The 24,899-nt window shown below is 69.0% G+C and carries 23 protein-coding genes and 1 tRNA gene; 8 read left to right on the top strand and 16 right to left on the bottom strand.

What is annotated here, in order from left to right; all coding sequences use genetic code 11:
- Window positions 1-3: 3 nt before the first annotated feature.
- Both E4T13_RS00710 and E4T13_RS00705 read right to left on the bottom strand, forming a co-directional pair.
- On the bottom strand, window positions 4-1,065 hold the full coding sequence (locus E4T13_RS00710) for a type III polyketide synthase (RefSeq protein WP_137176345.1): 1,062 nt from the start codon (window positions 1,063-1,065) through the stop codon (window positions 4-6).
- A gap of 62 nt (window positions 1,066-1,127) precedes the next feature.
- The gene (locus E4T13_RS00705; RefSeq protein WP_137176344.1) at window positions 1,128-2,312 is read right to left on the bottom strand and encodes an alanine--glyoxylate aminotransferase family protein; all 1,185 of its coding nucleotides are present in this window, start codon (window positions 2,310-2,312) and stop codon (window positions 1,128-1,130) included.
- Window positions 2,313-2,456: 144 nt separating this feature from the next.
- Between E4T13_RS00705 and E4T13_RS00700 the strand changes: the two genes are divergently transcribed.
- From E4T13_RS00700 to E4T13_RS00690, 3 genes are read left to right on the top strand one after another with little or no spacing between them, the layout of a single operon-like run.
- Window positions 2,457-5,363, top strand: coding sequence for an FAD-binding and (Fe-S)-binding domain-containing protein (locus E4T13_RS00700; RefSeq protein WP_137176343.1), 2,907 nt, complete (start codon window positions 2,457-2,459; stop codon window positions 5,361-5,363).
- The gene (locus E4T13_RS00695; protein WP_137176342.1) at window positions 5,360-5,935 is read left to right on the top strand and encodes a DUF924 family protein; all 576 of its coding nucleotides are present in this window, start codon (window positions 5,360-5,362) and stop codon (window positions 5,933-5,935) included. The genes E4T13_RS00700 and E4T13_RS00695 overlap by 4 nt, the downstream gene beginning before the upstream one ends.
- A gap of 12 nt (window positions 5,936-5,947) precedes the next feature.
- Window positions 5,948-6,307 (top strand): DUF1622 domain-containing protein, encoded by a 360-nt coding sequence (locus E4T13_RS00690; protein ID WP_137176341.1) that lies wholly within the window; start codon window positions 5,948-5,950, stop codon window positions 6,305-6,307.
- Window positions 6,308-6,311: 4 nt separating this feature from the next.
- On the opposite strand, the gene E4T13_RS00685 is transcribed toward E4T13_RS00690, so the two are convergent.
- From E4T13_RS00685 to E4T13_RS00675, 3 genes are read right to left on the bottom strand one after another with little or no spacing between them, the layout of a single operon-like run.
- The gene (locus tag E4T13_RS00685) at window positions 6,312-7,166 is read right to left on the bottom strand and encodes an ABC transporter permease (RefSeq protein ID WP_206030049.1); all 855 of its coding nucleotides are present in this window, start codon (window positions 7,164-7,166) and stop codon (window positions 6,312-6,314) included.
- The gene (locus E4T13_RS00680; RefSeq protein WP_137176340.1) at window positions 7,163-7,975 is read right to left on the bottom strand and encodes an ABC transporter ATP-binding protein; all 813 of its coding nucleotides are present in this window, start codon (window positions 7,973-7,975) and stop codon (window positions 7,163-7,165) included. Before E4T13_RS00680 ends, E4T13_RS00685 begins: the two co-directional genes overlap by 4 nt.
- Window position 7,976: 1 nt before the next feature.
- Complete coding sequence (locus tag E4T13_RS00675; RefSeq protein WP_137176339.1) at window positions 7,977-9,005, bottom strand: ABC transporter substrate-binding protein; 1,029 nt, start codon at window positions 9,003-9,005, stop codon at window positions 7,977-7,979.
- 236 nt (window positions 9,006-9,241) lie between these two features.
- Between E4T13_RS00675 and E4T13_RS00670 the strand changes: the two genes are divergently transcribed.
- Entirely contained in the window at window positions 9,242-10,198 is a 957-nt protein-coding gene (locus E4T13_RS00670) for a fumarylacetoacetate hydrolase family protein (protein WP_137176338.1), read from the top strand.
- 96 nt (window positions 10,199-10,294) lie between these two features.
- On the top strand, window positions 10,295-10,780 hold the full coding sequence (locus E4T13_RS00665) for a M23 family metallopeptidase (protein ID WP_170984724.1): 486 nt from the start codon (window positions 10,295-10,297) through the stop codon (window positions 10,778-10,780).
- A 98-nt stretch (window positions 10,781-10,878) separates the two neighbouring features.
- On the opposite strand, the gene E4T13_RS00660 is transcribed toward E4T13_RS00665, so the two are convergent.
- From E4T13_RS00660 to E4T13_RS00645, 4 genes are all read right to left on the bottom strand, one after another.
- A complete protein-coding gene (locus E4T13_RS00660) occupies window positions 10,879-12,159 on the bottom strand; it encodes a TRAP transporter large permease (RefSeq protein WP_137176336.1) in 1,281 nt (426 codons plus the stop codon).
- Window positions 12,160-12,163: 4 nt separating this feature from the next.
- Window positions 12,164-12,709: a TRAP transporter small permease gene (locus E4T13_RS00655; RefSeq protein ID WP_137176335.1), complete on the bottom strand. Its 546-nt coding sequence runs from the start codon at window positions 12,707-12,709 to the stop codon at window positions 12,164-12,166.
- Window positions 12,709-13,713: a TRAP transporter substrate-binding protein DctP gene (gene dctP, locus E4T13_RS00650; protein ID WP_137176334.1), complete on the bottom strand. Its 1,005-nt coding sequence runs from the start codon at window positions 13,711-13,713 to the stop codon at window positions 12,709-12,711. The genes E4T13_RS00655 and dctP overlap by 1 nt, the downstream gene beginning before the upstream one ends.
- 119 nt (window positions 13,714-13,832) lie before the next feature.
- Window positions 13,833-13,904 (bottom strand) — tRNA-Val (locus tag E4T13_RS00645).
- Window positions 13,905-14,034: 130 nt separating this feature from the next.
- Here E4T13_RS00645 and E4T13_RS00640 point away from each other — a divergent pair.
- On the top strand, window positions 14,035-14,916 hold the full coding sequence (locus E4T13_RS00640) for an N-formylglutamate amidohydrolase (protein ID WP_137176333.1): 882 nt from the start codon (window positions 14,035-14,037) through the stop codon (window positions 14,914-14,916).
- A gap of 234 nt (window positions 14,917-15,150) precedes the next feature.
- Here the strand turns inward: E4T13_RS00640 and E4T13_RS00635 are convergent, their stop codons facing one another.
- The 3 genes from E4T13_RS00635 to E4T13_RS00625 are packed head-to-tail and all read right to left on the bottom strand — an operon-like array spanning window position 15,151 to window position 18,153.
- Window positions 15,151-16,278, bottom strand: a complete 1,128-nt coding sequence (locus tag E4T13_RS00635; RefSeq protein WP_137176332.1) for a CaiB/BaiF CoA-transferase family protein — start codon at window positions 16,276-16,278, stop codon at window positions 15,151-15,153.
- Window positions 16,279-16,289: 11 nt separating this feature from the next.
- Window positions 16,290-16,970: a hypothetical protein gene (locus tag E4T13_RS00630; RefSeq protein ID WP_137176331.1), complete on the bottom strand. Its 681-nt coding sequence runs from the start codon at window positions 16,968-16,970 to the stop codon at window positions 16,290-16,292.
- Between the two features lie 13 nt (window positions 16,971-16,983).
- Window positions 16,984-18,153 carry an acyl-CoA dehydrogenase family protein gene (locus tag E4T13_RS00625; protein WP_137176330.1) on the bottom strand — a complete coding sequence of 390 codons (1,170 nt, stop codon included), beginning with the start codon at window positions 18,151-18,153 and terminating at the stop codon, window positions 16,984-16,986.
- A 91-nt stretch (window positions 18,154-18,244) separates the two neighbouring features.
- Here E4T13_RS00625 and E4T13_RS00620 point away from each other — a divergent pair, with 91 nt between their 5' ends.
- On the top strand, window positions 18,245-18,901 hold the full coding sequence (locus E4T13_RS00620; RefSeq protein ID WP_170984723.1) for a two pore domain potassium channel family protein: 657 nt from the start codon (window positions 18,245-18,247) through the stop codon (window positions 18,899-18,901).
- A gap of 7 nt (window positions 18,902-18,908) precedes the next feature.
- Here the strand turns inward: E4T13_RS00620 and E4T13_RS00615 are convergent, their stop codons facing one another.
- From E4T13_RS00615 to E4T13_RS00605, 3 genes are read right to left on the bottom strand one after another with little or no spacing between them, the layout of a single operon-like run.
- Window positions 18,909-20,714 carry a monovalent cation:proton antiporter-2 (CPA2) family protein gene (locus E4T13_RS00615; RefSeq protein WP_137176328.1) on the bottom strand — a complete coding sequence of 602 codons (1,806 nt, stop codon included), beginning with the start codon at window positions 20,712-20,714 and terminating at the stop codon, window positions 18,909-18,911.
- A 52-nt stretch (window positions 20,715-20,766) separates the two neighbouring features.
- Window positions 20,767-21,354, bottom strand: coding sequence for a LysE family translocator (locus tag E4T13_RS00610; protein WP_137176327.1), 588 nt, complete (start codon window positions 21,352-21,354; stop codon window positions 20,767-20,769).
- A gap of 39 nt (window positions 21,355-21,393) precedes the next feature.
- Window positions 21,394-22,848, bottom strand: a complete 1,455-nt coding sequence (locus tag E4T13_RS00605) for an amidohydrolase family protein (protein ID WP_137176326.1) — start codon at window positions 22,846-22,848, stop codon at window positions 21,394-21,396.
- A 99-nt stretch (window positions 22,849-22,947) separates the two neighbouring features.
- Between E4T13_RS00605 and E4T13_RS00600 the strand changes: the two genes are divergently transcribed.
- Complete coding sequence (locus tag E4T13_RS00600) at window positions 22,948-23,145, top strand: hypothetical protein (protein ID WP_137176325.1); 198 nt, start codon at window positions 22,948-22,950, stop codon at window positions 23,143-23,145.
- Here the strand turns inward: E4T13_RS00600 and E4T13_RS00595 are convergent.
- Window positions 23,142-24,872: an ABC transporter ATP-binding protein gene (locus tag E4T13_RS00595; RefSeq protein WP_137176324.1), complete on the bottom strand. Its 1,731-nt coding sequence runs from the start codon at window positions 24,870-24,872 to the stop codon at window positions 23,142-23,144. The two genes, E4T13_RS00600 and E4T13_RS00595, sit on opposite strands and share 4 nt — an antisense overlap.
- Between the last annotated feature and the right edge of the window lie 27 nt (window positions 24,873-24,899).

Raw genomic sequence — 24,899 nt, 5'->3', positions numbered from 1 at the left:
GGCCTACACCGCGCGGAAGCGCATCGCCTCGGCCGAGAGGCCGGGGCCGAAGGCCAGCGCGCAGCCGCGCTGTCCCGCCTGCGCGCGGCGCATCATCGCGGCGAGCACGAACATGACCGTGGCGGAGGACATGTTGCCATGGTCGCGCAGCACCGCCCGGCTTTCGGCCAGCGCCCCCTGGTGCAGCGACAGACCGTGCTCCACGGCATCCAGGATGCTGCGCCCGCCGGGATGCACGGCCCATAGGTCCACATCCTCCACCGCTGCGCCATCCAGCATCGCCGCGCGCCAATCCGGCAGCGCATGCGCCAGCGTCACCGGCACCAGGCCGGACAGCGTCATGTCGAAGCCGTCATCGCCGATGCGCCAGGTGATCATGTCCGCGGCCTCCGGCATCACCACGCTGCGGAAGCCATCCATGCGCAACCCCGTGGGCTCAGCGCTGACGATCGCGGCGGCGCAGCCATCGGCGAACAGCAGGAAGCACAGCAACTGCTCCAACGCGCTGCTGCCCTGCAGATGCAGCGTGCAGAGTTCCAGGCACACCACCAGCACGCGAGCGCCGGGATCGCTGCGCACGATGTGCCAGGCGGCCTTCAGCGCGTTGATGGCGGCCTGGCAGCCCATGAAGCCGATCAGCGTGCGCTCCACCTCCCGCGTCACGCCGTGGCGCTCCACCAGGTGGCGGTCGAGGAACGGCGCGACGAAGCCGGTGCAGGTGGCGACCACCAGATGCGTCACCCGCGGTGCCTCCGCCGCGAAGCCGAGATCGGCCAGCGCGTGGTCCGCCAGCGCCGGCGCCTCCGCCTCGTAGCGGGCCATGCGGGTGCGGGTGGTCGGGAAGGCGGCGCCCGATCGGTAGAAGCCGCAGCTTGTGCCGCTGCCTTCGGGTGCGGCGGGCTCCAGCACGGACCAACGCCGATCGATGCCGGCCCGCGCATCCATCCGGGCGAACAGCGCGCGGTCGCAGTCCCGCACGCGCGCCCCGGCGAAGGCGCGGAAGGCGCCGTGCACCTCATGGCGGGGCACGGCGGTACCGATCCGGTTCAGGTAGACATGGGCCATTCCCGTAGAGTGGCCCGGCCCGGCGCGGGCGTAAGCCCCGCCCCGATCATGTTTGCATCAGATCACGCGTTGCCGTTCAGGTAGTCCATCGCCGCCAGCACCCCGCCCGTCTGGTGCGGGATGCCCGCCGCGCGCAGCCCCATCTCCACCCCGCCCAGCGTGCCCACCAGCTGGAGGTCGCCGAAATCACCGAGATGGCCGATGCGGAACACCCGGTCGTTGAGCTGCCCCAGCCCGTTCCCCAGGCTCATGTTGAACTTTTCGAGGATGGTGGCGCGCAGCGCGTTCGCGCTGTGGCCTTCCGGCAGCCGCACCGCGGTGAGGGCGCTGGAGTAGTGCCGCGGCTCCGCGCATTGCGTCTCGAAGCCCCAGTGGCGCACCGCGCGGCGCGTCGCCTCGGCATGGCGATCATGGCGGTGGAACACGTTGTCGAGGCCTTCCTCCAGCAGCATGTCCACGGCGGTGTCCAGCGCGTAGAGCATGTTGGTGGCGGGCGTGTAGGGGAAGTAGCCCGTGGCATTGGCCGCGATCATCGGCTTCCAGTCCCAGAAGGCGCGCGGCAGCTTGGCCGTCTCGCTGGCCTTCAGCGCCTTCTCGCTGACCGCGTTGAAGCTGAGGCCCGGCGGCAGCATCAGCCCCTTCTGCGAGCCGGAGACGGTGACGTCCACGCCCCATTCGTCATGCCGGTAGTCGATGCTGGCGAGCGAGGAGATGGTGTCCACCAGCAGCAGCGCCGGGTGGCCGGCGGCGTCCATCGCGTTGCGCACCTCGTCGATGCGGCTGGTGCAGCCGGTGCTGGTCTCGTTGTGGACCACGCAGACGGCCTTGATCGTGTTGGCCTTGTCCTCGCGCAGCTTCGCCTCGATCGCCGCCACGTCGGCGCCGCGGCGCCAGTCGGTGCGGATGTAGTCGGGAACGAGCTGCAGCCGGGTCGCCATCTCGTGCCAGAGATGCGCAAACCAGCCGGTTTCGCACATCAGCACGCGGTCACCGGGCGAGAGCGTGTTGACCAGCGCCGCCTCCCACGCCCCGGTGCCGGAAGCCGGGTAGATCACGACATGCCCCTTCGTCTTGAAGACCGCCTTGACCTTCTCCAGCACCGCGTGGCCCAACTTCCCGAAGTCCGGACCACGATGGTCCATCGTCGGGTTGTCCATCGCCCGCAGCACGCGGTCGGGCACGTTGGTCGGGCCGGGGATCTGCAGGAAGTGGCGGCCGGCGACCGGCTTGGACTGGAAATAGGCCATGGGACGGGTCCTCTTGCTGCGGCGTGTCTAGCGTCCGGCCATGCGGTCTGCCAATGAGTAAGCCCCGTTGGATTGATGAGCATTATAGATGCGACCTGCGGCCAGCCCCGCGCTAATCCGCCCGCCGATGCGGGGAGACGAGGCATGAACGCCATCACCGGGCGCGCCAAGATCGGGGACAGCCGGCTCGCGGACCGGCTCCGGCGGGAGACGCAGGGCGAGGTGCTGTTCTCGCCCGGCGATCGCGGCCGCTACGCCACCGATGCCAGCATCTACCAGATGGAGCCGGTCGGCGTGCTGGTGCCGCGCAGCGCGGAGGATGTCGCGGCGGCGATGGCGATCTGCCGCGAGGAAGGTATTCCCGTCCTGCCACGCGGCGGCGGCACCAGCCAGTGCGGCCAGACGGTGAACCGCGCGCTGGTGGTGGATTGCACCAAGTTCCTGCGCCGCGTGCTGTCCATCGAGGGCGATACCGCGCGCGTGGAACCGGGCATCACGCTCGGTGCCCTCAACGAAGCCTTGAAGGCGCACAAACACTTCTATCCGGTCGATCCCTCGACCTGGATGCGCTGCACCATCGGCGGCATGGCCGGGAACAATTCCTGCGGCTCCAAGTCGATCCGCTACGGGCTGATGGCCGACAATGTCCGTGCCATCGACGCGATCCTGGCGGACGGCACCCGCTTCACCTTCGGCGACTTGCCGGACAATCTCGGCCCCGACGTGCCGCCTTCCGTCGGGGACATCGTGGCGAAGCTGCGCGCCATCGGCGCGCGCGAGGCGGAGGAGATCGCAGCGAAGTTCCCGCACCAGCTCCGCCGCGTCGGTGGCTACAACCTGGATGCGCTGACGCCGGATGCGCGTACGAACGGTCGCGCGAGCCTGGCACGCCTGCTGGTGGGCAGCGAGGGCACCCTCGCCTTCTCCGCCGCGCTCGATCTCAAGCTGTGGCCGATCAAGCCGCGCAAGATGCTCGGCATCTGCCAGTTCCCGTCGTTCCGCCGCGCAATGGAGGCCTCCCAGCATCTCGTCACGCTGGACCCCGAGGCGGTGGAGCTGGTGGACCGGACGATGATCGATCTTGGCCGCTCCATCCCGATCTACCGCAACACGATCGACCGCATCCTGATCGGCGAGCCTGACAGCCTGCTGATCGTGGAATTCCACGGCCATGAGGACGCGCCGTTGCTTGCGGCGCTGGATCGGCTGGAGGAAATGATGGGCGACCTCGGCCTGCCCGGCCAGGTGGTGCGCGTCACCGATGCCAGCTTCCAGGCGCAGGTCGCGGAGGTGCGCGAAGCGGGCCTCAACATCATGATGAGCATGAAGGGCGACGGGAAGCCGGTCTCCTTCATCGAGGACGCCGCCGTCGCGCTGGAGGACCTGGCCGACTACACCGAACGCCTGAACGACGTGTTCGAACGCCACGGCACCAAGGGCACCTGGTATGCCCATGCGAGCGTCGGCTGCCTGCATGTCCGCCCCGTCCTGAACATGAAGGACGGGGCGGACGTGACGAAGATGCGCGCGATCGCCGAAGAATGCTTCGCGCTGGTGCGCGAGTACAAGGGCAGCCATTCCGGCGAGCATGGCGACGGCATCGTGCGCAGCGAGTTCCACGAGCCGATGTTCGGCGCCCGCATCGTGCGCGCCTTCGAACAGGTGAAGGACGCCTTCGACCCCGCGACGCCGGCGCTGCCGCATGGCCTGCTCAACCCGAACCGGGTCGTGCATCCGCCGCGGATGGATGACCGCAGCCTGCTGCGCTACTTCGACGGCTACACGCCCGATCGCACCGTGACGCCTGCGCTCGACTGGTCGGCCTGGCCCGGCCCGCAAGGCGGCCTGCTCGGCGCGGTCGAGATGTGCAACAACAACGGCACCTGCCGGAAGTTCGATGCCGGCACGATGTGCCCGAGCTACCGCGCGACGCGCGACGAGCAGCACGTCACCCGCGGCCGCGCCAACACGCTGCGGCTTGCGCTGACGGGCCAGATCCCCGGCGGGCTTGCCTCGGACGAGGTGGCGGATGCGCTCTCCCTTTGCGTTGCGTGCAAGGGCTGCAAGCGCGAATGCCCGACCGGCGTGGACATGGCGAAGATGAAGCTGGAGGCCGCGGCCGCGCGCAACGCCGCGCGCGGGCTCTCGCCCAAGGACCGCATCATCGCGAGCATGCCGCGCTGGGCACCGTTCGCCGCGATGCTGGCGCCCTTCGTCAATTGGCCCGCCATGATTCCCGGTGCGCCAAAGCTGCTCGGCTTCGCCGACCGCAAGCTGCCGCGCTTCCGCCGAAACGCCTTCCACGACTGGGAGTGCCGCGAGCCGGATGGACGCGCGGACGAGGTCATCCTGCTGCCCGACCTGTTCAACCGCTACTTCGAGCCGGAAAATCTCCGCGCGGCGTTGCGCGTGCTGCGCGCCGCCGGCGCCGATCCCGCCGTGGCGCGCCCGCTCCGCGGCATGCGCCCGCTGGACGATGGCCGCACCTACCTGGCGGCCGGCATGATAGACGCGGCGCGCGCCGAGGCTCGCCGCACACTGGAGGTGCTGTCCCGCTGGGAAAGCCCCGTTCTGGGCCTGGAGCCGTCCTGCCTGACGACGCTGCGCGACGAGTTTCTTTCGCTGCTGCCCGGCGACGCCGCGGAGAAGCTTGCGGCACGGGCGATGCTCGTCTCGGAATGGCTGGCGAAGGCGAAGCCGGACCTCGCGCTGAAGCCGCTGGAGGGCGAGGCGCATATCCACGGCCACTGCCACCAGAAGGCCTTTGGCGCCTTCCCCGCCGCCGTCGCGGCGCTCACCCGCATCCCGGGCCTGAAGGTGACGCCGATCACCTCCTCCTGCTGCGGCATGGCGGGGTCGTTCGGCTACGAGGCGAAGAACCTGCCGGTCAGCAAGGCGATGGCCGAATTGTCACTGCTGCCGCATATCCGCAAGACCGGCGCCGAGGCCATCATCGTCGCCGACGGCACCTCCTGCCGCCACCAGATCCGCGATCTTGCTGGCCGCGAGGCTGTCCACTCCGTCCTCCTGCTGGAGCGCGCCCTGGCATGACCCCCGACGCCGACCGCCTGCTCGCCTTCTGGTTCGCCGAAGGCCCCGACAACTTCCGCAAGGCCTGGTTCGTCAAGGACCCGGCCTTCGACACCTCCTGCCGCGAGGGATTCGGCGCGCTTGTCGTCCCGGCGCGAGAGGGGGCGCTGGATGGCTGGGCGGCAACGCCGAAGGGCGCGCTGGCGCTACTGCTGCTGCTGGACCAGTTCCCGCGCAACCTGTTCCGCGGCCATGCCGACGCCTTCGCCTCCGATCCCCATGCGCGCGCGGTGGCCCGCAACGCCGTGCTGCGGGACCGCTTCGACATGGCGCTGACGCCGGTGGAACGGATCTTCCTCTACCTGCCCTTCGAGCATGGCGAGGCGATGGAGGACCAGGACCTCTCCGTCGCGCTTTTCGAAGGCCTGCGCGACGATCCCGCCATGCGCGCGCCGGACGGCACCATCGACTACGCCTGGCGGCACCGCGCGGTGATCCGGCGCTTCGGCCGCTTTCCGCACCGCAATGCCGCGCTCGGCCGCCACAACACCCCGGCCGAGCAGGCCTGGCTGGACGCCGGCGGCGGCTTCTGATCCGCTGGCGCGATGGAAGAGCTGATCAAGCACGTCACGCAATGGGTCGCGATCGGCGTCGAGCTCGCCGCGGTGCTGATCATCGCCGTCGCCGTGCTTGGCGCGGTCGGGCGCAGCATCCTCGTCTGGGTCGGCCGCACCAGCAGCGTCGAAGCCGGCATCGAGGGCCTGCGGCTGCGCCTGGCGCGCTGGCTCGCCGTCGCGCTGGAGTTCACGCTGGCGGCCGACATCCTGCGCACCGCGGTCGCACCCACCTGGGACGACATCGGCAAGCTTGCCGCCATCGCCGCGCTGCGGACGCTGCTGAACTTCTTCCTGCAACGCGAGATCGAGACTGCCGCCCGCGCCGAGGCTTCGGGCGCCAAGGTCTGATTGTCTATCCTGCCGCGCGCACGCTGGACCGGTGCCAGAACACCAGCTTGCGCTCCGCCAGCACCACCAGCCCGAAGGTCAGCAATCCGAGCAGGCTGAGATAGAGGATCAGCGCGAAGACCCGCGCCGTGTCGAGGTTGGTGGAGGCCACGCGGATCAGCTCGCCGAAGCCCTTGCCGCCGCCAAGGAACTCGCCGGTGATCACGCCGGCCATCACGCCGACCGAGGCGATCTTGAGCCCCGTGAAGAACTGCGGCAGGCCCATCGGCAGCTTCATCTTCACCAGCGTCTGCCAACGCGTCGCCCCCATCGTCTTGAAGGCCATGCGCGCATTCTCGTCCGCCGCATGCAGGCCCGCCGCCGTGCCGACCACGATCGGGAAGGTCGCGATGAAGGTCGCCAGCGCCACCTTGCTCTCGATCCCGAAGCCGAGCCAGGCGATGAAGATCGGCGCGAAGGCCACTTTCGGCATGGTGTCGAGCGCGACGAGATAGGGCATCACCGCACGCTCGCCGAAGGCGGTCTCGCCCACCAGCACGCCGAGCGTGAAGCCGATGAAGATCGCCAGCGCGAAGGAGATCACCAGCTCCTGCAGCGTGACGAGCAGCGAGGTGAGCATGTAGCCGCCGGTCGCCAGGTTCTCGCCGACGAAGATGAGGTGCCGCAGGGTCTCCGCCGGCGTCGGCAGGATGATGGGCGAGACGATGCCGACGGTGGAGACCAGGTGCCACAGCCCGATGAACGCCACGGCCAGCAGAAGCATCGCGACGGAACGCGGGATGCGATCGAACCAGGAGACCTGCTCGACCCAGACGGTATCGCCGGGCGCGGGCTCGGCACGCAGGGTGGCGTCGCTCACAGGAAGGATCCCTTGTCGAGATGGCCACGGATGCGGTCCACCAGCGCGCCGAAGCGCGGCGTGGTGATCATGTCCAGCGTGCGCGGCCGCGGCAGGTCCACCTCTACCGCCTCCACGAAGCGGCCCGGGCGCGGCGACATTACGTAGACCGTGTCGGAGAGGATCACCGCCTCGGAAATCGAATGCGTCACCAGGAAGGCCGTGGCGTTGCGCGCCATGCAGATGCGCTGCAGTTCCATGTTCATGTAGTCGCGCGTCAGCTCGTCCAGAGCGCTGAAGGGCTCGTCCAGCAGCAGCACTGCCGGCTCCATGATCAGCATGCGGCAGATCGCCGCGCGCTGCGCCATGCCGCCGGAAAGCTCGCTCGGATAGACGTTCTCGAAGCCCTTCAGGCCGACAAGTTCCAGCAAGCCGCGCGCCTCGTCCTGCTTGGCGCGCGCGGCGGCCTTGCCGTCGCGGATCTCGATCGGCAGCACCACGTTTTCCAGCGCCGTCTTCCACGGGAACAGCGTCGCCTGCTGGAACATCATGCCGATGTCGCGGCGCGGCCCTGTCACCGGGCTGCCCGCCAGCATCACGCGCCCCGCGGAAGGCGGCACGAGGCCGGCCATGATCTTCAGCAGTGTGGACTTGCCGCAGCCCGAAGCTCCGATAACGGCGGAGAAGCTGCCCTCGGTCAACGTCAGGTCCACGCTGCCCAGCGCCTGGATGTTGCGCCGCGCATAGGTCTTGCTGACCCCGCGCAGCTCGTAGACGGATCGGCCGCGCTGCCCGGAGGGGGCGAGGGCCTCGAGGCGTGCGGCCGACATGTCAGGTGCGGTTCCAGGCCTCGATGAAGCGGTTCGTGTAGGCCGCCTCCAGGTTCGGCAGCGGCGCGGCGAGTTCCTTGCTGTCCACCAGGCTCTGGTGCCAGGCGGCCCAATGCGCCGGGTCCTGCCAGCCCCAGCCCTTCGAGGGATCATGCGGCTTGCCCTTCTCCAGCACCTGGTCGAGCAGCGCGTTGGCGAAGTTCCGGTTCTCGATCTCCTGCGGATTGCCCACGGCCAGGTGTCGCAACACCTTGTCGCGGTTCGCGGGATCGTTGGTGAAGCGCGTCGCGCGCACCAGCGCGCGCCCGAAGCCCTCCACCACCTGCGGGTTTGCGTTGATGAACGGGCCCATGGCGACGTAGCCGTTGCCGAAGAAGGTCTGGTAGCGGTCCGGCGTGATGTCGCGCACCGCCATGCCACGGAAGTTCAGGATCGCCGCGTCGGCGGTGGAACCGACATACGCCTCGATGTCGCCACGCATGAAGCCGGCCACCGCCGGGCCGCCATCGCCCACGGGGATGAAGCGGTAGTCGCGCGGCTCCTGCATGCCGAGGTCGCTCAGGATGGCACGCGCAAAGCCGACTTCCGCGCCATCCGCGGTGCCGACGCCGATGACCTTGCCGCGAAGCTGGTCGGGCGTCCGGTAGCTGGAACCGGTCTTCACCAGGATGCCGAAGGAACTGCGCGGCAGCGAGTTGTAGAGGAACACCACGTCCACCCCGCGCGCCCGCGCCCGCAGCACGGGGCCCGGGCCGGGCCGGCCGAACTGCGCCTGGCCGGAGGAGAGCGCCTGGAGCACCGGGCCGGAGCCGTTCACGGCCTCCGACCGCACCGTCAGCCCCTCAGCCTGGAAGTAGCCTTCACCCATGCCGACGAAGATCGGGTAGGAATTGATGGCCGACGGGCTGGGCTGCACGAAGACGATCTGGCGCAGGTTGCGGCCCTGCGCGGCGGCGCCGCGCGCCAGAAGCGGAAGGGCCAGCAGCCCGAGCGCGCTTCGCCGCGCCAGCCTTGTCGCGTTGATGCTCATGAACGTTCTCCTCCAGTCTTGACTTCTTGGCGTTCAGCATAGCTGAGGCGCGTTCGTGAACAACCGGTCATTTGCAACTGCCGCCGCGATCCCGCCCGCCCCCCCCCCCCCGGGCTGCTTGACGGCCTGAGGAACCGCCTCCTAGCCTCGCCGTCGCATCGGCGGCGACTCAATGTCGTGGCGGTCATCCATGCGCGGCACAGGCCGTGCCGCCCAGCCGATCCCGGGGGAAACGCATGCGGCTCACCTACTTCAACGACTTCCGACTTGGCGTGCTGAAGGGCGAGGGCATCGTGGATGTCACCGCCCTGCTCACCGGCCTGCCGCATCGCGACACGCAGGACCTGATGCCCGCGCTGATCGCCGATTTCGCAGCGCATCGCGCCCGGCTGGAAGCGCATGTCGCCGGCGCCACGGCCACGCCGCTCGGCTCCGTCCGCATCCGCGCCCCGCTGCCGCGCGCACGCCAGATCGACTGCATGGCCGTGAACTACATGGAGAACGGCACGCTGCCCGCGCCGCCGCCGATCAACGCCTTCCACAAGTCGCCGAGCGCGGTGATCGGCACCGGCGACACCATGGTCCTGCCCGACATACCCGCAATCGTCTTCGAGGCGGAGGCGGAACTCGCGCTCGTCATCGGCAAGCGTGCGACCAACGTGTCCGAGGCCGAGGCGATGAGCCACGTGTTCGGCTACATGAACTTCATCGACGGCTCGGCCCGTGGCATGCCGCCGGCCAACAACGTGTTCTTCCAGGCGAAGTCGCGCGACACCTTCGCGCCCATGGGTCCCTGGATCGTCACCGCCGACGAGGTCGCGGACCCGCAGAACCTCGATGTCCGGCTCACCATCAACGGCGATGTGCGGCAGTCCTTCAACACCAGCGACATGGCCCACAAGATCCCGAAATGCATTGCCTGGCTCAGCAGCATCCATACGCTGGAGCCGGGCGACGTCGTGGCGACGGGAACCAATCATCGCGGCCTCTCCGCGCTGCATGACGGCGACCGGGTGGAGCTGGAGGTCGCCGGCATGGGCAAGCTGCACTTCAACGTGCGCGACGAGCTGAAGCGGAGCTGGACGCGCGGCAGCCGACACGAGGAAGCGGAGAAGCTGCGGGCGAAGGGCGAGACGCCGCCCACCACCGGCGTGCTCGCGAAGCAAACGGCGGGGAAGTACGCGCAGGCGTAGCGTCGGATTCCGGGGACGATGATCGTCCCCGGCCCCCTGCCTTCGTCAGAGGGCAGCGGCGGGCAGCCCGGCTGCGGTTCATCCGCATGCCGCGCCGTGCCGCGGGCCACGGTCCTGCTCGCGGCATGCGGCATCGCGCTGCCGCTCCGCGCAGAGCCCGTGACGTTCTCCCCGCCGCTGTCCCCGGCCTGCATCTCCTCGCCCTTCGGCCCGCGCGCCAATCCCGGCCCGCGCGGCAGCCGCATGCATCAGGGGATCGACATTCCCGCCCCCGCCGGCGCCTGGGTACGCGCCGCGGCCGCCGGCGAGGTGGTGGCGATCCGCCGCACCACGCGCGCCGGCGTGGGCCTTGAGATCGAGCTGCGGCACGCTGATGGCCGCCTCACGCGCTACGCCCATCTCGGCACCGTCGCGCCCAGGCTGGCGAACGGACAGCGCCGCGTCGCGGCCGGGGAGCCGATCGGGCGCATCGGCCGCACCGGCATCACCTACGGCACGCATCTGCACCTGGAACTCGTGGAAAACGGCCAGCGCGTGGACCCCGCCCCCGCCTTCGGCCTGCAGCCCTGCCCGCCGCGCTAGAGCATGCTGCGTTCGCCCGCGCTCACTCCGCAGGCTCTAGCCTTTGTTTTCAGAGCATCTTCACGCGTTCAGATGAGTCCATCTGAACGCGATCTGCTCTAACCGCCGTATCCCGCCTGCCGCGGCAGCCACAGCGCGATGTCGGGGAAGGCGATCAGCAGCGCCGTGCCGAAGGCCAGCATCAGCATGTAGGGATAGATGCTGCGGTTCACCTCCGCCAGCGGCGCGCCGGTGATCGCCTTGATCACCACCAGGTTCAGCGCGACGGGCGGCGAGATCAACGCCATCTCCAGGCTCAGCGTCAGCAGCACGCCGTACCAGACCTTGTCGATGTCGAGCGCAGCCAGCAGCGGCAGGATTGCCGGCATCGTGAGCAGGATGATGGAGAAGCTCTCCAGCACCAGCCCCAGCACGAACAGCAGCACCATCATCGCGATCAGGAAGCCTGTCCGTCCCAGGCCGAAATCCGCGACAAGCTGCGTCAGCTCCTGCGGGATGCGCAGCTTGGTCAGCATGTAGCCGTAGATCGCAGCCCCCGCGATGATCATCAGCAGCATCGCGGAGGTGCGCGTCGCCTCCTGCACGCCATCCAGCAGGTCGCGCCAGGTCAGCGCGCGGTAGATCAGCGCGGCGACGATCAGCGCGTAGATCGTGCCGGTCCCCGCTGCTTCCGTCGCCGTGAAGATGCCGAGATAGATGCCGCCCAGCACGAAGATCGGCAGGCTGAGCGACCAGCTTGCGCGCATCAGCGCCACCGAGGTTGCCTCCGGCGGCGGCTCATCGGCCGGCACCACCGCACGGCCTTCGGTGATGAAGACATACAGCGCGAAGAAGCCGGCAATCATCAGCCCGGGGATCACCCCCGCCAGGAAAAGCGCCGCGACCGAGGTCTCCGTGACATAGGCGTAGAGCACCATGGGCGCCGAAGGCGGGATCAGGATGCCGAGCGTGCCGCCGCCCGCCACCACGCCGAAGGCGCCGCGCCGGCTCATGCCGTAGCGCAGCATCTGCGGGATGGCGATCTTGCCGATGGTCAGCGCCGTTGCGACGGAACTGCCACTGATCGCGGCGAAGATGGTGCAGGCCGCGACCGTCGCCATGCCGACGCCGCCCCGCACGCGGCGCAGCATGGCGAAGGCCGCATTGTAGAGGTCGTCCACGACCTTCCCGCGCACCATGACATGCGCCATCAGCATGAACAGCGGGATCGCGACCAGCAGATAGCCGTCGAGCTTGCCGATCACCATCTCGCCAAGGGCGGGGACGCCGCCCTCGACATACAGCAGCACGCCCAGCGGCAGCAGGAAGAGCGCCGCGAACATCGGCATGCCGAGATACAGCAGCGCGATCAGCGCACCGAGCAGCAGAAGGAAGGTCATGCCCTTACTCGGCCCGCGCGAGCGGATCGCGGGCCAGCACGTCGTCCTCGGGCTTCGGCAGGTAGGCCGGCTCGCGCCCCGCCAGCAGCAGCAGCGCCTGGCAAAGCGCCACCAGCAGCAGCAGCGCCGCGCCGATCGGCATCAGCACCTGGACCCACCATTGCGGCACGCCTTCCAGGTCCGTCATCACGCCGATCATCCGGCTGAATGCCACCATCTCCCAGCCGGCGACCAGCAGCACGGCGGCGACGACAGCCACCGAAAGCACGCCGATGAGATGCGCGACGCGCGCCAGCCGCGGGCCGACGCGCTTCACCGCGATGTCCACGCCGATATGCTCGAATCGCCGCTGCGCCTCGGGCGCGGCGAGCATCACCAGCGCCACGACCAGCCAGCCCGCCACCTTGTCGGTCCAAGGCTCAGGCTGGCCCAGCAGGTAGCGCATCCCCACCGCGTAGCCGATGAGCAGCAGGCAGCACACCGTTGCCACCGCGCCGAGCGCGCCGGCCAGGCGCGACACGCCGGCGACGGCGCGCTCCAGGGCGCCCATCAGGCCGCGGGAATGGCGCGCAGCAGTTCGAGCGCGCGCGGCCCCCCCTGCGGCGCCAGGCGCAGGAAGGCGTCGATCACCGGCTGCTGCATCGCTGCCCGCCAGGTCGCGCTTTCCGCCGGCGTCTGCTCGTGGATCGTCATGCCCTTGGCCCGCAGCTCGCCCACCGCCGCGGCCGCGGTGTCCTCGGTGACCTTCATCTGGTCCTGCTCGGCCTTGCGCGCCGCGCCCTCGATGAAGCCGCGCTGCGCGTCGGTCAGGCCGGCCCACCAGCGCGGGTTGACGTAGACATGGCTGATCACGGTGAAATACGGCGCGACCGTGCCGAACTTCTGGATCTCGTAGTAGCGGCGCGAGACGGCGGCCGAGACGTCGGTCAGCCCGGCATCCAGCACGCCCGACTGCAGCGCCGGCGACACCTCCGGCCCCGGCATGGCGGAAGGCGCGGCGCCGACCGCCGTCAGCGCATGGTCGGTCAGCGCGTTCAGGCCGCGGATCTTCAGGCCGCGGAAATCCTCGAGGTTCACGATCGGCTTGCGGTTGGAGGTGAAGATGCTCATCCGCGTGGTGTAGAGCCACATCAGGTTTCGCACCGCGCGGCGCTCCAGCAGGCCGTTCAGGAATGTCGCGGCGTCGCTGCCGGGGAAGCGCTGGATGCGCGGGAAATCCGTGAACAGGTAGGGGATGGTGGGCGCGTTCATCTCGGGGATGGTGGTGCCCCACTGGAAGTTCACCGCCGCCGCTGCCTCGAAGGCGCCGCGCGCGACGCCGGGGAAGTTCTCGCCGGCCTTGGCGAGCTGCTCCGCCGGGAAGACCTGCACCTCCACCTGGCCGCCGGAGCGCTGCTTCACATCCTCGGCGAAGGCGGCGATCACGCGGGCATTGTGGTGCGAGGGCGGGAACTGGTGCGACAGGCGCATCGTCACCTGCGCCTGGGCGCGTGCGCTGCGCAGCGCCGGGGCGGCCAGCAGCGTGCTGGCGGCAAGCAGGGTGCGGCGGTTCATGGATGTCCTCCCCAGGGATTTCGAGCCGGTCGGCGACCTTTGCGACAGCGTCGCGCGCGGGTCAATCGGCTGGAAAGCGCAGCGGATGGCAGGAAAACACGCCGCGAAACGGCCGGGAATGGGCGCGACAGGGATTGAACCTGTGACCTTCCCCGTGTCAGGGGGACGCTCTCCCGCTGAGCTACGCGCCCGCGAAGCCCGTTTCGTGCGGAGCGCCTGCTTAGCCTTGCCGCCTTTGCCACGCAACCCCGGCACGGAGACCCGAGCGTGCTGCGCCAGGGATGACAAGCATGGCAGGGCTGTGGCTTGATCGCGCGGCGCATGGACCTGCCTTCCCCTTCCCCTCCTGCCGTCGCGGTGTCGCCGCCCCCCGTCAGGCTGGTGCGGCCGGATGGACCCTGCGTCCCCCTGATCTTCGCCTCGCCGCATAGCGGCGCGCATTACAGTGCCGATTTCCTGGCCGAGGCCCGGCTGGACCCGGTGGCGCTGCGGCGCAGCGAGGACAGCTTCGTCGACGAGCTCTTTGCCGCCGCCCCCAGCTTCGGCGCGCCGCTGCTCACCGCGACCTTCCCGCGGGTGTTCTGCGATGCGAACCGCGAGCCCTGGGAACTCGACCCCGCGATGTTCGACGGGCCGCTGCCGGAGTGGGTCAACAGCGCCTCCCCGCGGGTCGGCGCGGGACTCGGCACCATCGCGCGGGTCGTGGCGACCGGCGAGCCGGTCTACAGCCACAAGCTGCCCTTCGCCGAAGCCGAGGCGCGGGTACGCGGCTGCTGGCAGCCCTACCACGCCGCGCTGTCCGAGCTGATCGCGGAGACGCGGGCGCGCTTCGGCTACTGCCTGCTGCTCGACTGCCATTCCATGCCGACGCATCCGGTGCAGTCCGCCGCGCCGGCGGATTTCGTGCTGGGCGACGCGCATGGCACGTCCTGCGCGCCCCGGGCGACCAGGCTGGTGGAAGATGCGCTCGCCGGCTTCGGCTACCGCATCCGCCGCAACGACCCCTACGCCGGCGGCTATGTGACACGGCACTACGGGCACCCGCGCGAGGGCGTGCATGTGCTGCAGATCGAGATCGCCCGCCGGCTCTACATGGATGAGGCGCGGGTGGAGCGGGCCCCGGGCATGGCCGGGCTGCAACGCAACCTGCGGCACTTCGTCGCCTGCCTGGCGGCGACGGACTGGTCCTTCCTGGCCCCCTGATCGGCGCGCAACGTTTGGCGCGGCGCGCGGAAAAAAGCGGCGGCACCTTGCGGTGCCGCCGAGTTTAGGGAGGAAACGTCCAAGAAAGACAGCAAGCGGACGAACCGTCCTTGCTGCGATGCACAAATTAGGGGTGTGACCCGGCCCACGCAAGGGCTCTTTTTGCAGCGCAGCAGAAATCCGGCATGCAATCCTCGCATGGCGCTTGAAGCGGGCCACGCGAGTTAACTGAGATCAGGTGAATTCCGCTCGGATGGCAGCACCATGCTCGTTCAGCATGGGCACGGCGCCGCTTTCACGAGCGGTGTCGGCGAACCGAGGTGCGGGCGCGGCCAGCAGGACGGGTCCGTTCGGCGTCGGCACGCTGAGCCGGCGCAGCGCGGGGTGGCAGGCGAACTCGGCAACGCCGTTGACGAAGCCATAGGCGGTGCCCGCCGCATCCAGCTTCGCCGCCGCTTCCGGCCGGGTCAGCCCGGCGAAGGTCGTGGCGACATGGGAATCAACCACGGATCGGTTAGCGACACGCTCGTTGTTGCTGCGCCACCCCTCGCGCTGCGGGAGGTCGGCCTCGCCCAGCACGCCCGCGCAGAAGCCGGCCCATTCCCGCTCGTTCTGTATGGAGATCAGCACCAGCGCGCCGTCGGCGCAGGCAAACGCCCCGTACGGGCAGATCGAGGGATGGGCGAGCCCGACCCGCTGCGGCGCCTTGCCGGTGCCTTCGAAGAACAGCAGCGGCACGTTCATCCAGTCCGCCATGGCGTCGAACAGGGAGACGGCAATGCCGGACCCCTGCCCCGTGATGCCCCGCGCGATCAGCGCCTCCAGCACCGCGGCATGGGCGTTCATGCCGCAGGCGATGTCCACCACGGAGACGCCGACCCGCCCGGGCCCCGCCGGATGCCCCGTGATCGAGGCCAGCCCGGACTCGGCCTGAACCAGCAGGTCGTAGGCTTTCATCCGGGCGTATTCGCCCTCCTCGCCATAGCCGGAGATGTCCACGGTGATGAGGCGCGGGTGTTTTGCCCGCAATTCGGCGCTGCCGAAGCCCGCGCGCGCCAGCGCGCCGGGCGCCAGGTTCTGGATGAAGACGTCAGCCTTCGCGATCATCCGCTCCAGCAGCGCCTTGTCGGCGGGATCCTTGATATCGAGGGCGATGCTCTCCTTGCCGCGATTCAGCCAGACGAAATAGCTGGACTGCCCGGCGGCCGCGGTGTCGTAGCCGCGCGCGAAGTCGCCTTCCCTGCGTTCGATCTTGATCACCCGCGCGCCGGCATCGCAGAGCTTTTGGGAACAGGTCGGCGCGGCGACAGCCTGCTCCATCGAGATGACAAGAAGACCTGCAAGAGGCCGTATGCCGGACATCTCTTCTACCATCACGAGGCCATATTCAACAGGCCAGCCTCTTGCGCCACAATATAGCATTGACGACAAAATATAAATATAATTGACATCAGCGTGACCGAGTAAGCCAGCGCGCAGGTCGCTCTTGGAAGAGGCGCAGTGCGCGCACCAATGTCGTAGTGGACTTCAGCATAGGCCCGTACAGCATCTGTCATCTGGTCGGACGACAACTGCGAATTGCCTTCTGTGAATGCAGCCTCGGCACGGGCTATGCGAGCTTCTAGAATTCGTCGAAATCCGTGATCGAAGCTCTCGAACCGCCGCATTACATTTCTACGAAACACCTGGAGATTCTCGTTCGTCGGGTTCAACTGAAAGTCGCGAATGCGAAAAGCTGTATGTTCCATTCGGCTAAAATTGCGCAGGTTGGCCGGCGCGGAAGCTTGGTAGATCGTCTGACCAATGACTGCCCCGACTGCGCCGAAAAACGCTACAGCCAGCGTCAGCGGCAGGTCGGTGAACTCAGCCCCGAGATCGCGAAGCACATTGCGGACAGCCGGCCAAACCGATGCCAATACTGGAACGGTGACCAACGAGATATAGGATGCTTGGCTGAGAACCCTCAACTCTCCAAGCGAGCGCAGTTGGTCCCAGCGCGGCACGGCCTTTAGCGCTAAGTGCTTTACCTTAACTTCCATGCCGCGCTTCGTCACACACAGATTCCGCTCAATAGCTCCGCGGCATCCCCAGCACGTGCTCCCCGATGTAGCTCAGGATCAGGTTCGTGCTGATCGGCGCCACCTGATAGAGCCGCGTCTCGCGGAACTTGCGCTCGATGTCGTATTCCTCGGCGAAGCCGAAGCCGCCATGGGTGTTCACGCAGGCCTCGCCCGCGGCCCAGCTCGCCTCCGCGGCCAGCATCTTGCCCATGTTCGCTTCCTCGCCGCAGGGTTGCCCGGCCTCGAATTTCTGCAGCCCCTGCTTCACGATGGCCTCCGCCGCGCGCATTTGCGCATACGCCTTGGCGATCGGGAACTGCACGCCCTGGTTCGCGCCGATCGGCTTGCCGAACAGCACGCGTTCCTTGGCGTAGTTGCGCGCCTTCTCGATGAACCACTTGGCGTCGCCGATGCATTCCGCCGCGATCAGCAGCCGCTCGGCGTTCATGCCGTCCAGGATGTAGCGGAAGCCCCTGCCCTCCTGCCCGACCAGATTGGCCGCCGGCACCTCCATGTTGTCGAAGAAGACCTCGCAGGAATTGTGGTTCATCATCGTGCGGATCGGCCGGATGGTGAGCCCCTTCCCCAGCACGGTGCGCATATCAACGATGAAGGTCGAAAGCCCCTCGGTCTTCTTCGCCACCTGGTCGCGCGGCGTGGTGCGCGCCAGCAGCAGCATCAGGTCGGAATGCTCGGCGCGGCTGGTCCAGATCTTCTGGCCGTTCACGACGTATTTGTCGCCTTCGCGCCGCGCCGTGGTGCGCAGCGCGGTGGTGTCGGTGCCGCTGGTCGGTTCCGTCACGCCGAAAGCCTGCAGGCGCAACTCGCCCGCGGCGATGGCGGGAAGGTACTGCGCCTTCTGCTCCGCCGAGCCGTGCCGCAGGATCGTGCCCATGATGTACATCTGAGCATGGCAGGCGGCGCCGTTGCAGCCGCTCGCCTGGATCTCCTCCAGGATGGCCGCGGCGCCCGAGAGCGGCAGGCCGGCGCCGCCGAACTCCTCCGGGATCAGGGCAGCGAGCCAGCCGGCCTCGGTCAGGGCGTTCACGAACTCGGTCGGGTAGCCGCGCCGCGCATCCAGCTCGCGCCAGTACTCGCCGGGGAATTTCGCGCAGAGTTTGCGGACCTCCGCGCGGATCTCGGCATGCGGGTCGGCGGCGCTGTGCATGTCCATCATCGGCTCTCCTGGCCGGGGCGGATTACGGCGCGGTCCCGCCCCTGTCCAGGCACAGCTTGCCCGGCGGGGCCCGGTCGGCAAGGCTGCCGCCGTGCAGATCTTCAGCAAGGCATCCCGCCAAGCCGCCGACACGAGGCCGGACGCAGCCGCGCATGCAATGCTGCTGGGTCTGATCTCCGGGCTGTTCCTGATGCCGCTGCTGGCGGCCGCCGGCTGGCTGCCAACCTGGCTGCCCGGCGGCGTCACGCTCGCCACCCTCGTCGCCGGAAGCCTCGCCCTGCGGCGTGACGGGTTCTTCGGCTGGGCCGTGGCCGCCGCGATGATCCTGGCCGGCGTCACCCAGGGCGTGCCGGGACCCACGCCGGACTGGACCATGGCGGGCGCATTGTTCCTGCTTGCCCTGGCGCTGCTGCGCAGCGTGCTGGGCCCCGGCCAGGTGACGATCGCCCGCATCCAGGGCGCGCTTACGCTTTACCTCGTCGTCGCGCTGCTCTTCGCGCATCTCTATGAAGGGCTGGCCGCCGCCCTGCCCGGCAGCTTCGCGGGCCCGATGGAGGACCCGGGATCGCTGCGCTACCTCAGCCTGGTCGTCCAGACCAGCACCGGCCTCGGCGACATCGTGCCCGCGGGCGCCGTCGCGCGCACCCTGGTGACGTTGCAGGCGGTCACGGGCCAGATGTTCATCGCCATCCTGCTGGCGCGGCTCGTCTCCCTGGAGATCGCGTCCCGCCGAAGCGGCCCGCCATAGGGCGTCGTCAGGCGCGCGGCTCGGCCTTCTCGGTCTCGCGCGGCGGGGGGAAGAAGGGTTCTGGCTCCGGCGTCGCGACATTGCCGCGCATCAGGCTTCGCCCCGCGGCTACCCCGCCCACCAGTTCAAGCTGCACGCGCCGCGCATCGCGCTCACGCACCTCGGCGATGGATTCGCGCGCCTCCTCCAAGTCGAAGCCCAGGCCGAGCAGCACGTTCTCGCTGAAGGCCAGCGCGGATTCGAAGGTCTCGCGGATCTGGTAGTCCACGCCGGCCAGGATCAGGCGGCGCGCATGGCCGCGGTCATAGGCGCGGACATAGAGCTTCGCGAGCGGAAACTCCGCCCGGCACAGTTCCACGATGCGGTCGGCGGCCTCCGGCCTGTCCACGCAGACGAGGATCGCCTCCGCCGTCGCGGCGCCGGAGGCGTGCAGCACGTCCAGCCGTGTCCCGTCGCCGTAATGGACCTTGAAGCCGAAATTGGCCGCGGCGCGGATCATCTCCACATCCGTCTCGATCAGGGAAAGCTCCACGCGCCGGGCCAGCAGCGCCTGCGTCGCCACCTGGGCGAAGCGGCCGAAGCCGATGAACAGCACGCGCCCATGCAGGTCCTGCGCCTTGTCGATGCCATCCAGCGAGACCGGCGCGGCGCGGCGCAGCCGGCGCTGAAGGATCAGCACCAGCGGCGTCAGCGCCATGGACAGCACGACGATGGCCGTCATGATCGCGGCGATCCGCGCATCGAAGAGACCGACGCCGATGGCCGCGGCATAGAGCACGAAGGCGAATTCGCCGCCTTGCGCGAACAGCGCCGCGCGGTCGCTGGCCGCACGATGCGCCGACCCGGCAAGCCGCGCGACCACGTAGATGCCGATGGCCTTCACCGCCATGAAGGCGATCACGCCGCCGAGCACTGCCTGCCATTCCGCGAAGACGATGGCGAGGTTGAGCGACATGCCTACGCTGAGGAAGAACAGGCCCAGCAGGATGCCGCGGAAGGGCTCGATATCCGCTTCAAGCTGATGCCGGAAGGTGGATTCGGACAGCAGCACCCCCGCCAGGAAGGCGCCCATCGCCATGGACAGGCCCGCGCTCTGCATGAACAGCGCGGAGCCAAGCACCAGCAGCAGAGCCGCCGCGGTCAGCACCTCGCGCGCGCCGGCGCGGGCGATGATGCCGAAGATCGGGTCGAGCAGCCAGCGCCCCGCCGCCAGCAGCAGGCCGAGCGCGCCGAGGGCGATCAGCGCGCCCTGCCAGGCCGGCGGCGCATTCTCGTCCGCTGCGCCGTGCATCGCACCCCACAGCGCCACCAGCGCCAGCAGCGGCACGATGGAGAGGTCCTCCAGCAGAAGGATGGCGATGTCGCGCTGCCCGTCCGCGCTCTGCGTCTCGCCCTGCTCCTCCAGGATCTGCATGATCACCGCGGTGGAGGACAGCACGAACCCCATCGCGCCCACGGCGGCGACCGCGGGCGACAGGCCCGCGCCCATGCCGACCAGCGTCAGCAGACTGCCGCAGGTAATGACCTGCGCGAGGCCGAGGCCGAAGATCTGTCTTCGCATCTTCCACAGCTTCATCGGGCGCATTTCCAGCCCGATGACGAAGAGGAACATCACCACGCCGAGCTCGGCGATATGCAGCAGCGTCCCGGCATCGGTGAAGATGGCGAGGCCGAAGGGCCCGATCGCCAGCCCCGCCGCAAGGTAGCCGAGCACGGAGCCGAGGCCGGCGCGGCGGAACAGCGGCACCGCCACCACGCCCGCCGCGAGCAGCACCACGGCATGTCCCAGCCCGAAGCCCGAGGCGTCGGCCATGTCTCGTCTCCCGGCGAAGGCAGTCCGGCGCCCTCGTCACGGCGGCGGAGGTTCAGAACAGCAGAGGCAGGACCGACAGGGCAAGCAGCACGCCCATCGTCACGTTGAAGGCGCGCAGCCGGCGCCCGTCACGCAGCAGCCGCCGCGCGCCGGCGCCGAGGCTGGCCCAGAGCAGCAGGCAGGGCATCGAGACCAGCCCGAACACCAGCGCGATGGTCAGCACCTGCGGCAGCAGGGCCTCGCCCGGCCGCGCATAGCCTGCAATGGCGGCGCCGGCGACCATCCAGGCCTTCGGGTTCACCCATTGGAACAGTGCGGCCTGGATGAAATTCATCGGTGGTCGCGCCGGTCCCTCGCCCGGCGGCGGCGCAGTCGCGATCTTCCAGGCGAGCCAGAGCAGCCACAGCACCGCGACCACCTGCAGCCCGGCATGGATCGTCGGGTTGGCGGCCAGCGGCCCGGCCAGGCCGAGCCCCACCAGCGCGATCATCGCCGCGAAGCCGAAGGTGATGCCGAGCATATGCGGCATCACCGCCCATACTCCGCTGCCCGCCGCGCCCGCGGCGACCATCAGAACATTCGGCCCCGGGGTGACGGAGCCTGCGACGGCAAAGCCCAGCAGCGGCAGGATGTCGGGCATGGCACTTCCATATAGGTCAGCAATACTGACCTGACAAGCCTAGCCCTTGTGGCGAGTCACCAGCCGCCCAGGCCGCTCGCCGGTCGCGCCCTTGCCTGCGCGGAATGTCGCAACGCCATTCGCCCAGACCTCCTCGATGCCGATGGAGGGCACCTTCGGCTTCTCGAAGGTGGCCGCGTCGATCACCGTGGCGGGGTCGAACAGGACGAGGTCGGCATAGGCGCCTTCGCGCAGCACGCCGCGATCCACGATGCCGTAGGCCTCCGCGCAGCGGCCGGTCATCTTGTGGATCGCGACCTCCATGCTGAACAGGCCGAGCCCGCGCGCGTAATGCCCCAGCACGCGCGGGAAGGTGCCCCACAGGCGCGGATGCGGATGCGCGTCATGCGGGATGCCGTCGCTGCCGATCATGGACATCGGATGCGCCATGATGCGCTGCACGTCGTCCTCGTCCATCTGGAAGCTGATCTGGCCGGCGGGAAGAAGCTGCTCGGCCGCGGCCTTGATGTCGGTGTTCCAGCCGCGCGCGATCTCGTGCAGGTAGCGCCCGGCCATCTCGGGATGCGGGATGGACCAGGTGATCATCACCTTCACGTCGTCGCGCAGCCGGTCCGGCATCAGCACGGTCGAGCCCGCCGGATACGGATAGACATCGTAGGCCAGCTGCTGCGTGCGGGCGTAGGCCTCGAGCAGCGGTAGCGTCTGGATCGAGCGGCCGTAATTCTCCGGCTGCGAGCATTTGTGGTGGCTGATCTGCACCTGCACGCCGGCGCGCTTGCCGATCTCCATCGTCTCCTCGATGGCGGCGAGGATGTGGTCCGCCTCGTCGCGCATATGCGTGGAGTAGAGGCCATCGAAAGGCTTCAGCGCCTCCGTGATGGCGACCACCTCGTCCGTCGTCGCATGCATGTTGGGCTTGTAGTAGAGGCCGGTGGAGAAGCCCGAGGCGCCTTCCGCCATGGACTGCTTCACCCGCTGGTGCATGTGGTGGATCTCCTTGTCCGTGGCCGGACGGTAGACGTCACCATTCATGGCCTCGACGCGGAGCGTCTGGTTCCCCACCAGGGCGTAGACGTTGACCTCGGACCCCTTGCTGTTGATCTCGTGCGCGTATTCGCCGAAGTCGCCGAAGCGCCACCAGCCGCCCGCGCCCACCAGGTCCAGCGGCGGGGGCGGCTCCTGCTTGAAGCGTGCCGGCGCGAGCGAGACGCCGCAGCAGCCGCACACCACGGTGGTGACGCCCTGGCTTGTCTTGCAGAGCGTCCCCTCCTCGCCCATCAGCACCGCGCGGTCGTCATGGGTGTGCGCGTCGATGAAGCCGGGCGCGATCGCCTTGCCGGTCGCGATCACCTCCCGGTCCGCGGAGGCGCCGCCGAGGTCGCCGACACCGACGATGCGCTCGCCGGTCACGCCGACATCGCCGACGCGGCGCGGCGCGCCGGTGCCGTCGAAGATGGTGGCATCGCGGATGATGAGGTCGCAGCGCAGTGCCATGGGGCGTTCCGTTCCGTGCAGGCGTCGAGTTGGGTGATCATGGCAAGCGCCGGCGCCGGACGGAAGGGAGCCAGCGGCCGGCCCAGGCGTTCCGGCTGCATGGCGAAGTCCCCGAAGCCCACCCTGCCGACCGGCGCCGCGGAGCGCATGAACAGCGCCGATCCCGGAGCCGCGAACACCGCCGCGAAGGTCCAGCGCGGCGACATCACGCGCAATCCGAAGGCGAAGGTCCCCTCCGACCTCTACCCGGACCCGCCGGGCGTGACGGAGGACACCAAGGGCGCGCCGGACGACTAGCCGGCCGCCGCTTCGCCGCCGAACTGCGCCGCGTGCAGCCCGCGATAGAGACCGCCGCGGGCCAGCAGCGTCGCGTGGCTGCCCTGCTCCGCGATGCCGCCATCGGCCACCACCACGATCCGGTCGGCGTCGCGGATCGTCGCCAGGCGATGCGCGATCACCAGCGTGGTGCGGCCGCGCGCCAGCTCGGTCAGCGAGGCCTGGATCGCGCGCTCGGTCTCCGTATCCAGCGCGGAGGTCGCCTCGTCCAGGATCAGGATCGGCGGGTTCTTCAGGAAGATGCGCGCGATCGCGAGCCGCTGCTTCTGCCCGCCCGAAAGCTTCACGCCACGCTCCCCCACCACCGTGTCCAGCCCCTCCGGCAGGTCGGCGATCAGCGCGTCCAACCGCGCACGCCGCGCCGCGTCGCGGATCTCGGCATCCGTCGCACCCAGGCGGCCATAGGCGATGTTCTCGCGCAGCGTGCCGGCGAAGAGGAACACGTCCTGCTGCACGATGCCGATCTGACCGCGCAGGCTTTCCATCGTCATGTCACGGATGTCGATGGCGTCCACGGTGATCCGCCCGCGATCCACCTCGTAGAAGCGGGGCAGCAGCGAGCAGAGCGTGGTCTTGCCGGCGCCGGAGGGCCCGACCAGCGCCACCGTCTCGCCCGGCGCGATAGCCAGGTCCAGGTTGCGCAGCACCGGGCGCGCGGCGTCATAGCCGAAGCCCACACCCTCGAACCGCACGGCGCCGCGCAGCGGCGGCGCGGGCCGCGCATCGGGCCGGTCGGCGATGTCCGGTGCGATGTCCAGCAATTCCAGGTAGCGCCGGAAGCCGGCGATGCCCTTGGGATAGGTCTCGATCACCGCGGCGATCTTGTCCATCGGGCGATAGAACACGCCCACCAGCAGGAGGAAGGCGACGAAATCGCCGACGCTCATGCTGCCGCGCACGATGAACAGCGAACCCGCAAGCATCACCACCACCTGCACCAGCCGGAGGCCGAGGTAGTTCAGCGTGATTCCCGTCGCCATCAACCGGTAGGCGTCGAGCTTGGTGCGGCGATAGCCGTCGTTGTCGGCGGCAAACAGCCGCCGCTCATGCGCCTCGTTGGCGAAGGCCTTGACCACGCGGATACCGCCCACCGCTTCCTCGATCCGCGCGTTGAAGGCGCCGACGCGGGCGAATTGCTGCTGCCAGTTGCCGGTCATCCGCCCGCCGTAATGCGCGATGACGAAGGCCGCTGCCGGCACGACCAGCAGCGTGATCAGCGCCAGCTCGACATTCACGTAGAGCATCAGTGCGAAGGCGCCGAGGAAGGTCAGGACCGCGATCAGCAGGTCTTCCGGCCCGTGATGCGCGACCTCCCCGATCTCCTCGAGGTCCTTGGTCAGCCGCCCGACCAGGTGCCCCGTCTTCTGCCCGTCATAGAAGCGGAAGGAGAGCTTCATCAGGTGGTCGAAGGCGCGACGGCGCAGCTCCGTCTCGATGGCGATTCCGAGCACATGGCCCCAATAGGTCACCACCGCCATCAGCACGCCGTTCAGCACATAGACGGCCAGGAGCGCCGCGATGGCGAGCACGATCAGCGGGATGTCCTGCCCGGGCAGCAGCCGGTCCACGAAGGCCCGCACGGCCATCGGGAACAGCAGCTCCAGCAGGCCCGAGACCGCCGCGCAGCCGAAATCGAGCAGCAGCAGCCGCTTGTGCGGGCGGTAGTAGGACAGGAACTGACGGAGCATTCCGGGGCAGGTCGGCCATCCGACCTG

The sequence above is a fragment of the Roseomonas sp. AR75 genome (assembly GCF_005222815.1).
Taxonomy (GTDB): Bacteria; Pseudomonadota; Alphaproteobacteria; order Acetobacterales; family Acetobacteraceae; genus Falsiroseomonas.
Note: the sequence above shows the minus strand (reverse complement) of the source record. Positions and strands in the feature narration are given on the sequence as shown.

Coding starts and splice junctions, on each gene's coding strand:
- E4T13_RS00710 (WP_137176345.1), bottom strand. CDS start 1,065: ATGGCCCATGTCTACCTGAACCGGATCGGTACCGCCGTGCCCCGCCAT.
- E4T13_RS00705 (WP_137176344.1), bottom strand. CDS start 2,312: ATGGCCTATTTCCAGTCCAAGCCGGTCGCCGGCCGCCACTTCCTGCAG.
- E4T13_RS00700 (WP_137176343.1), top strand. CDS start 2,457: ATGAACGCCATCACCGGGCGCGCCAAGATCGGGGACAGCCGGCTCGCG.
- E4T13_RS00695 (WP_137176342.1), top strand. CDS start 5,360: ATGACCCCCGACGCCGACCGCCTGCTCGCCTTCTGGTTCGCCGAAGGC.
- E4T13_RS00690 (WP_137176341.1), top strand. CDS start 5,948: ATGGAAGAGCTGATCAAGCACGTCACGCAATGGGTCGCGATCGGCGTC.
- E4T13_RS00680 (WP_137176340.1), bottom strand. CDS start 7,975: ATGTCGGCCGCACGCCTCGAGGCCCTCGCCCCCTCCGGGCAGCGCGGC.
- E4T13_RS00675 (WP_137176339.1), bottom strand. CDS start 9,005: ATGAGCATCAACGCGACAAGGCTGGCGCGGCGAAGCGCGCTCGGGCTG.
- E4T13_RS00670 (WP_137176338.1), top strand. CDS start 9,242: ATGCGGCTCACCTACTTCAACGACTTCCGACTTGGCGTGCTGAAGGGC.
- E4T13_RS00660 (WP_137176336.1), bottom strand. CDS start 12,159: ATGACCTTCCTTCTGCTGCTCGGTGCGCTGATCGCGCTGCTGTATCTC.
- E4T13_RS00655 (WP_137176335.1), bottom strand. CDS start 12,709: ATGGGCGCCCTGGAGCGCGCCGTCGCCGGCGTGTCGCGCCTGGCCGGC.
- dctP (WP_137176334.1), bottom strand. CDS start 13,713: ATGAACCGCCGCACCCTGCTTGCCGCCAGCACGCTGCTGGCCGCCCCG.
- E4T13_RS00640 (WP_137176333.1), top strand. CDS start 14,035: ATGGACCTGCCTTCCCCTTCCCCTCCTGCCGTCGCGGTGTCGCCGCCC.
- E4T13_RS00635 (WP_137176332.1), bottom strand. CDS start 16,278: ATGTCCGGCATACGGCCTCTTGCAGGTCTTCTTGTCATCTCGATGGAG.
- E4T13_RS00625 (WP_137176330.1), bottom strand. CDS start 18,153: ATGATGGACATGCACAGCGCCGCCGACCCGCATGCCGAGATCCGCGCG.
- E4T13_RS00615 (WP_137176328.1), bottom strand. CDS start 20,714: ATGGCCGACGCCTCGGGCTTCGGGCTGGGACATGCCGTGGTGCTGCTC.
- E4T13_RS00610 (WP_137176327.1), bottom strand. CDS start 21,354: ATGCCCGACATCCTGCCGCTGCTGGGCTTTGCCGTCGCAGGCTCCGTC.
- E4T13_RS00605 (WP_137176326.1), bottom strand. CDS start 22,848: ATGGCACTGCGCTGCGACCTCATCATCCGCGATGCCACCATCTTCGAC.
- E4T13_RS00600 (WP_137176325.1), top strand. CDS start 22,948: ATGGCGAAGTCCCCGAAGCCCACCCTGCCGACCGGCGCCGCGGAGCGC.
- E4T13_RS00595 (WP_137176324.1), bottom strand. CDS start 24,872: ATGCTCCGTCAGTTCCTGTCCTACTACCGCCCGCACAAGCGGCTGCTG.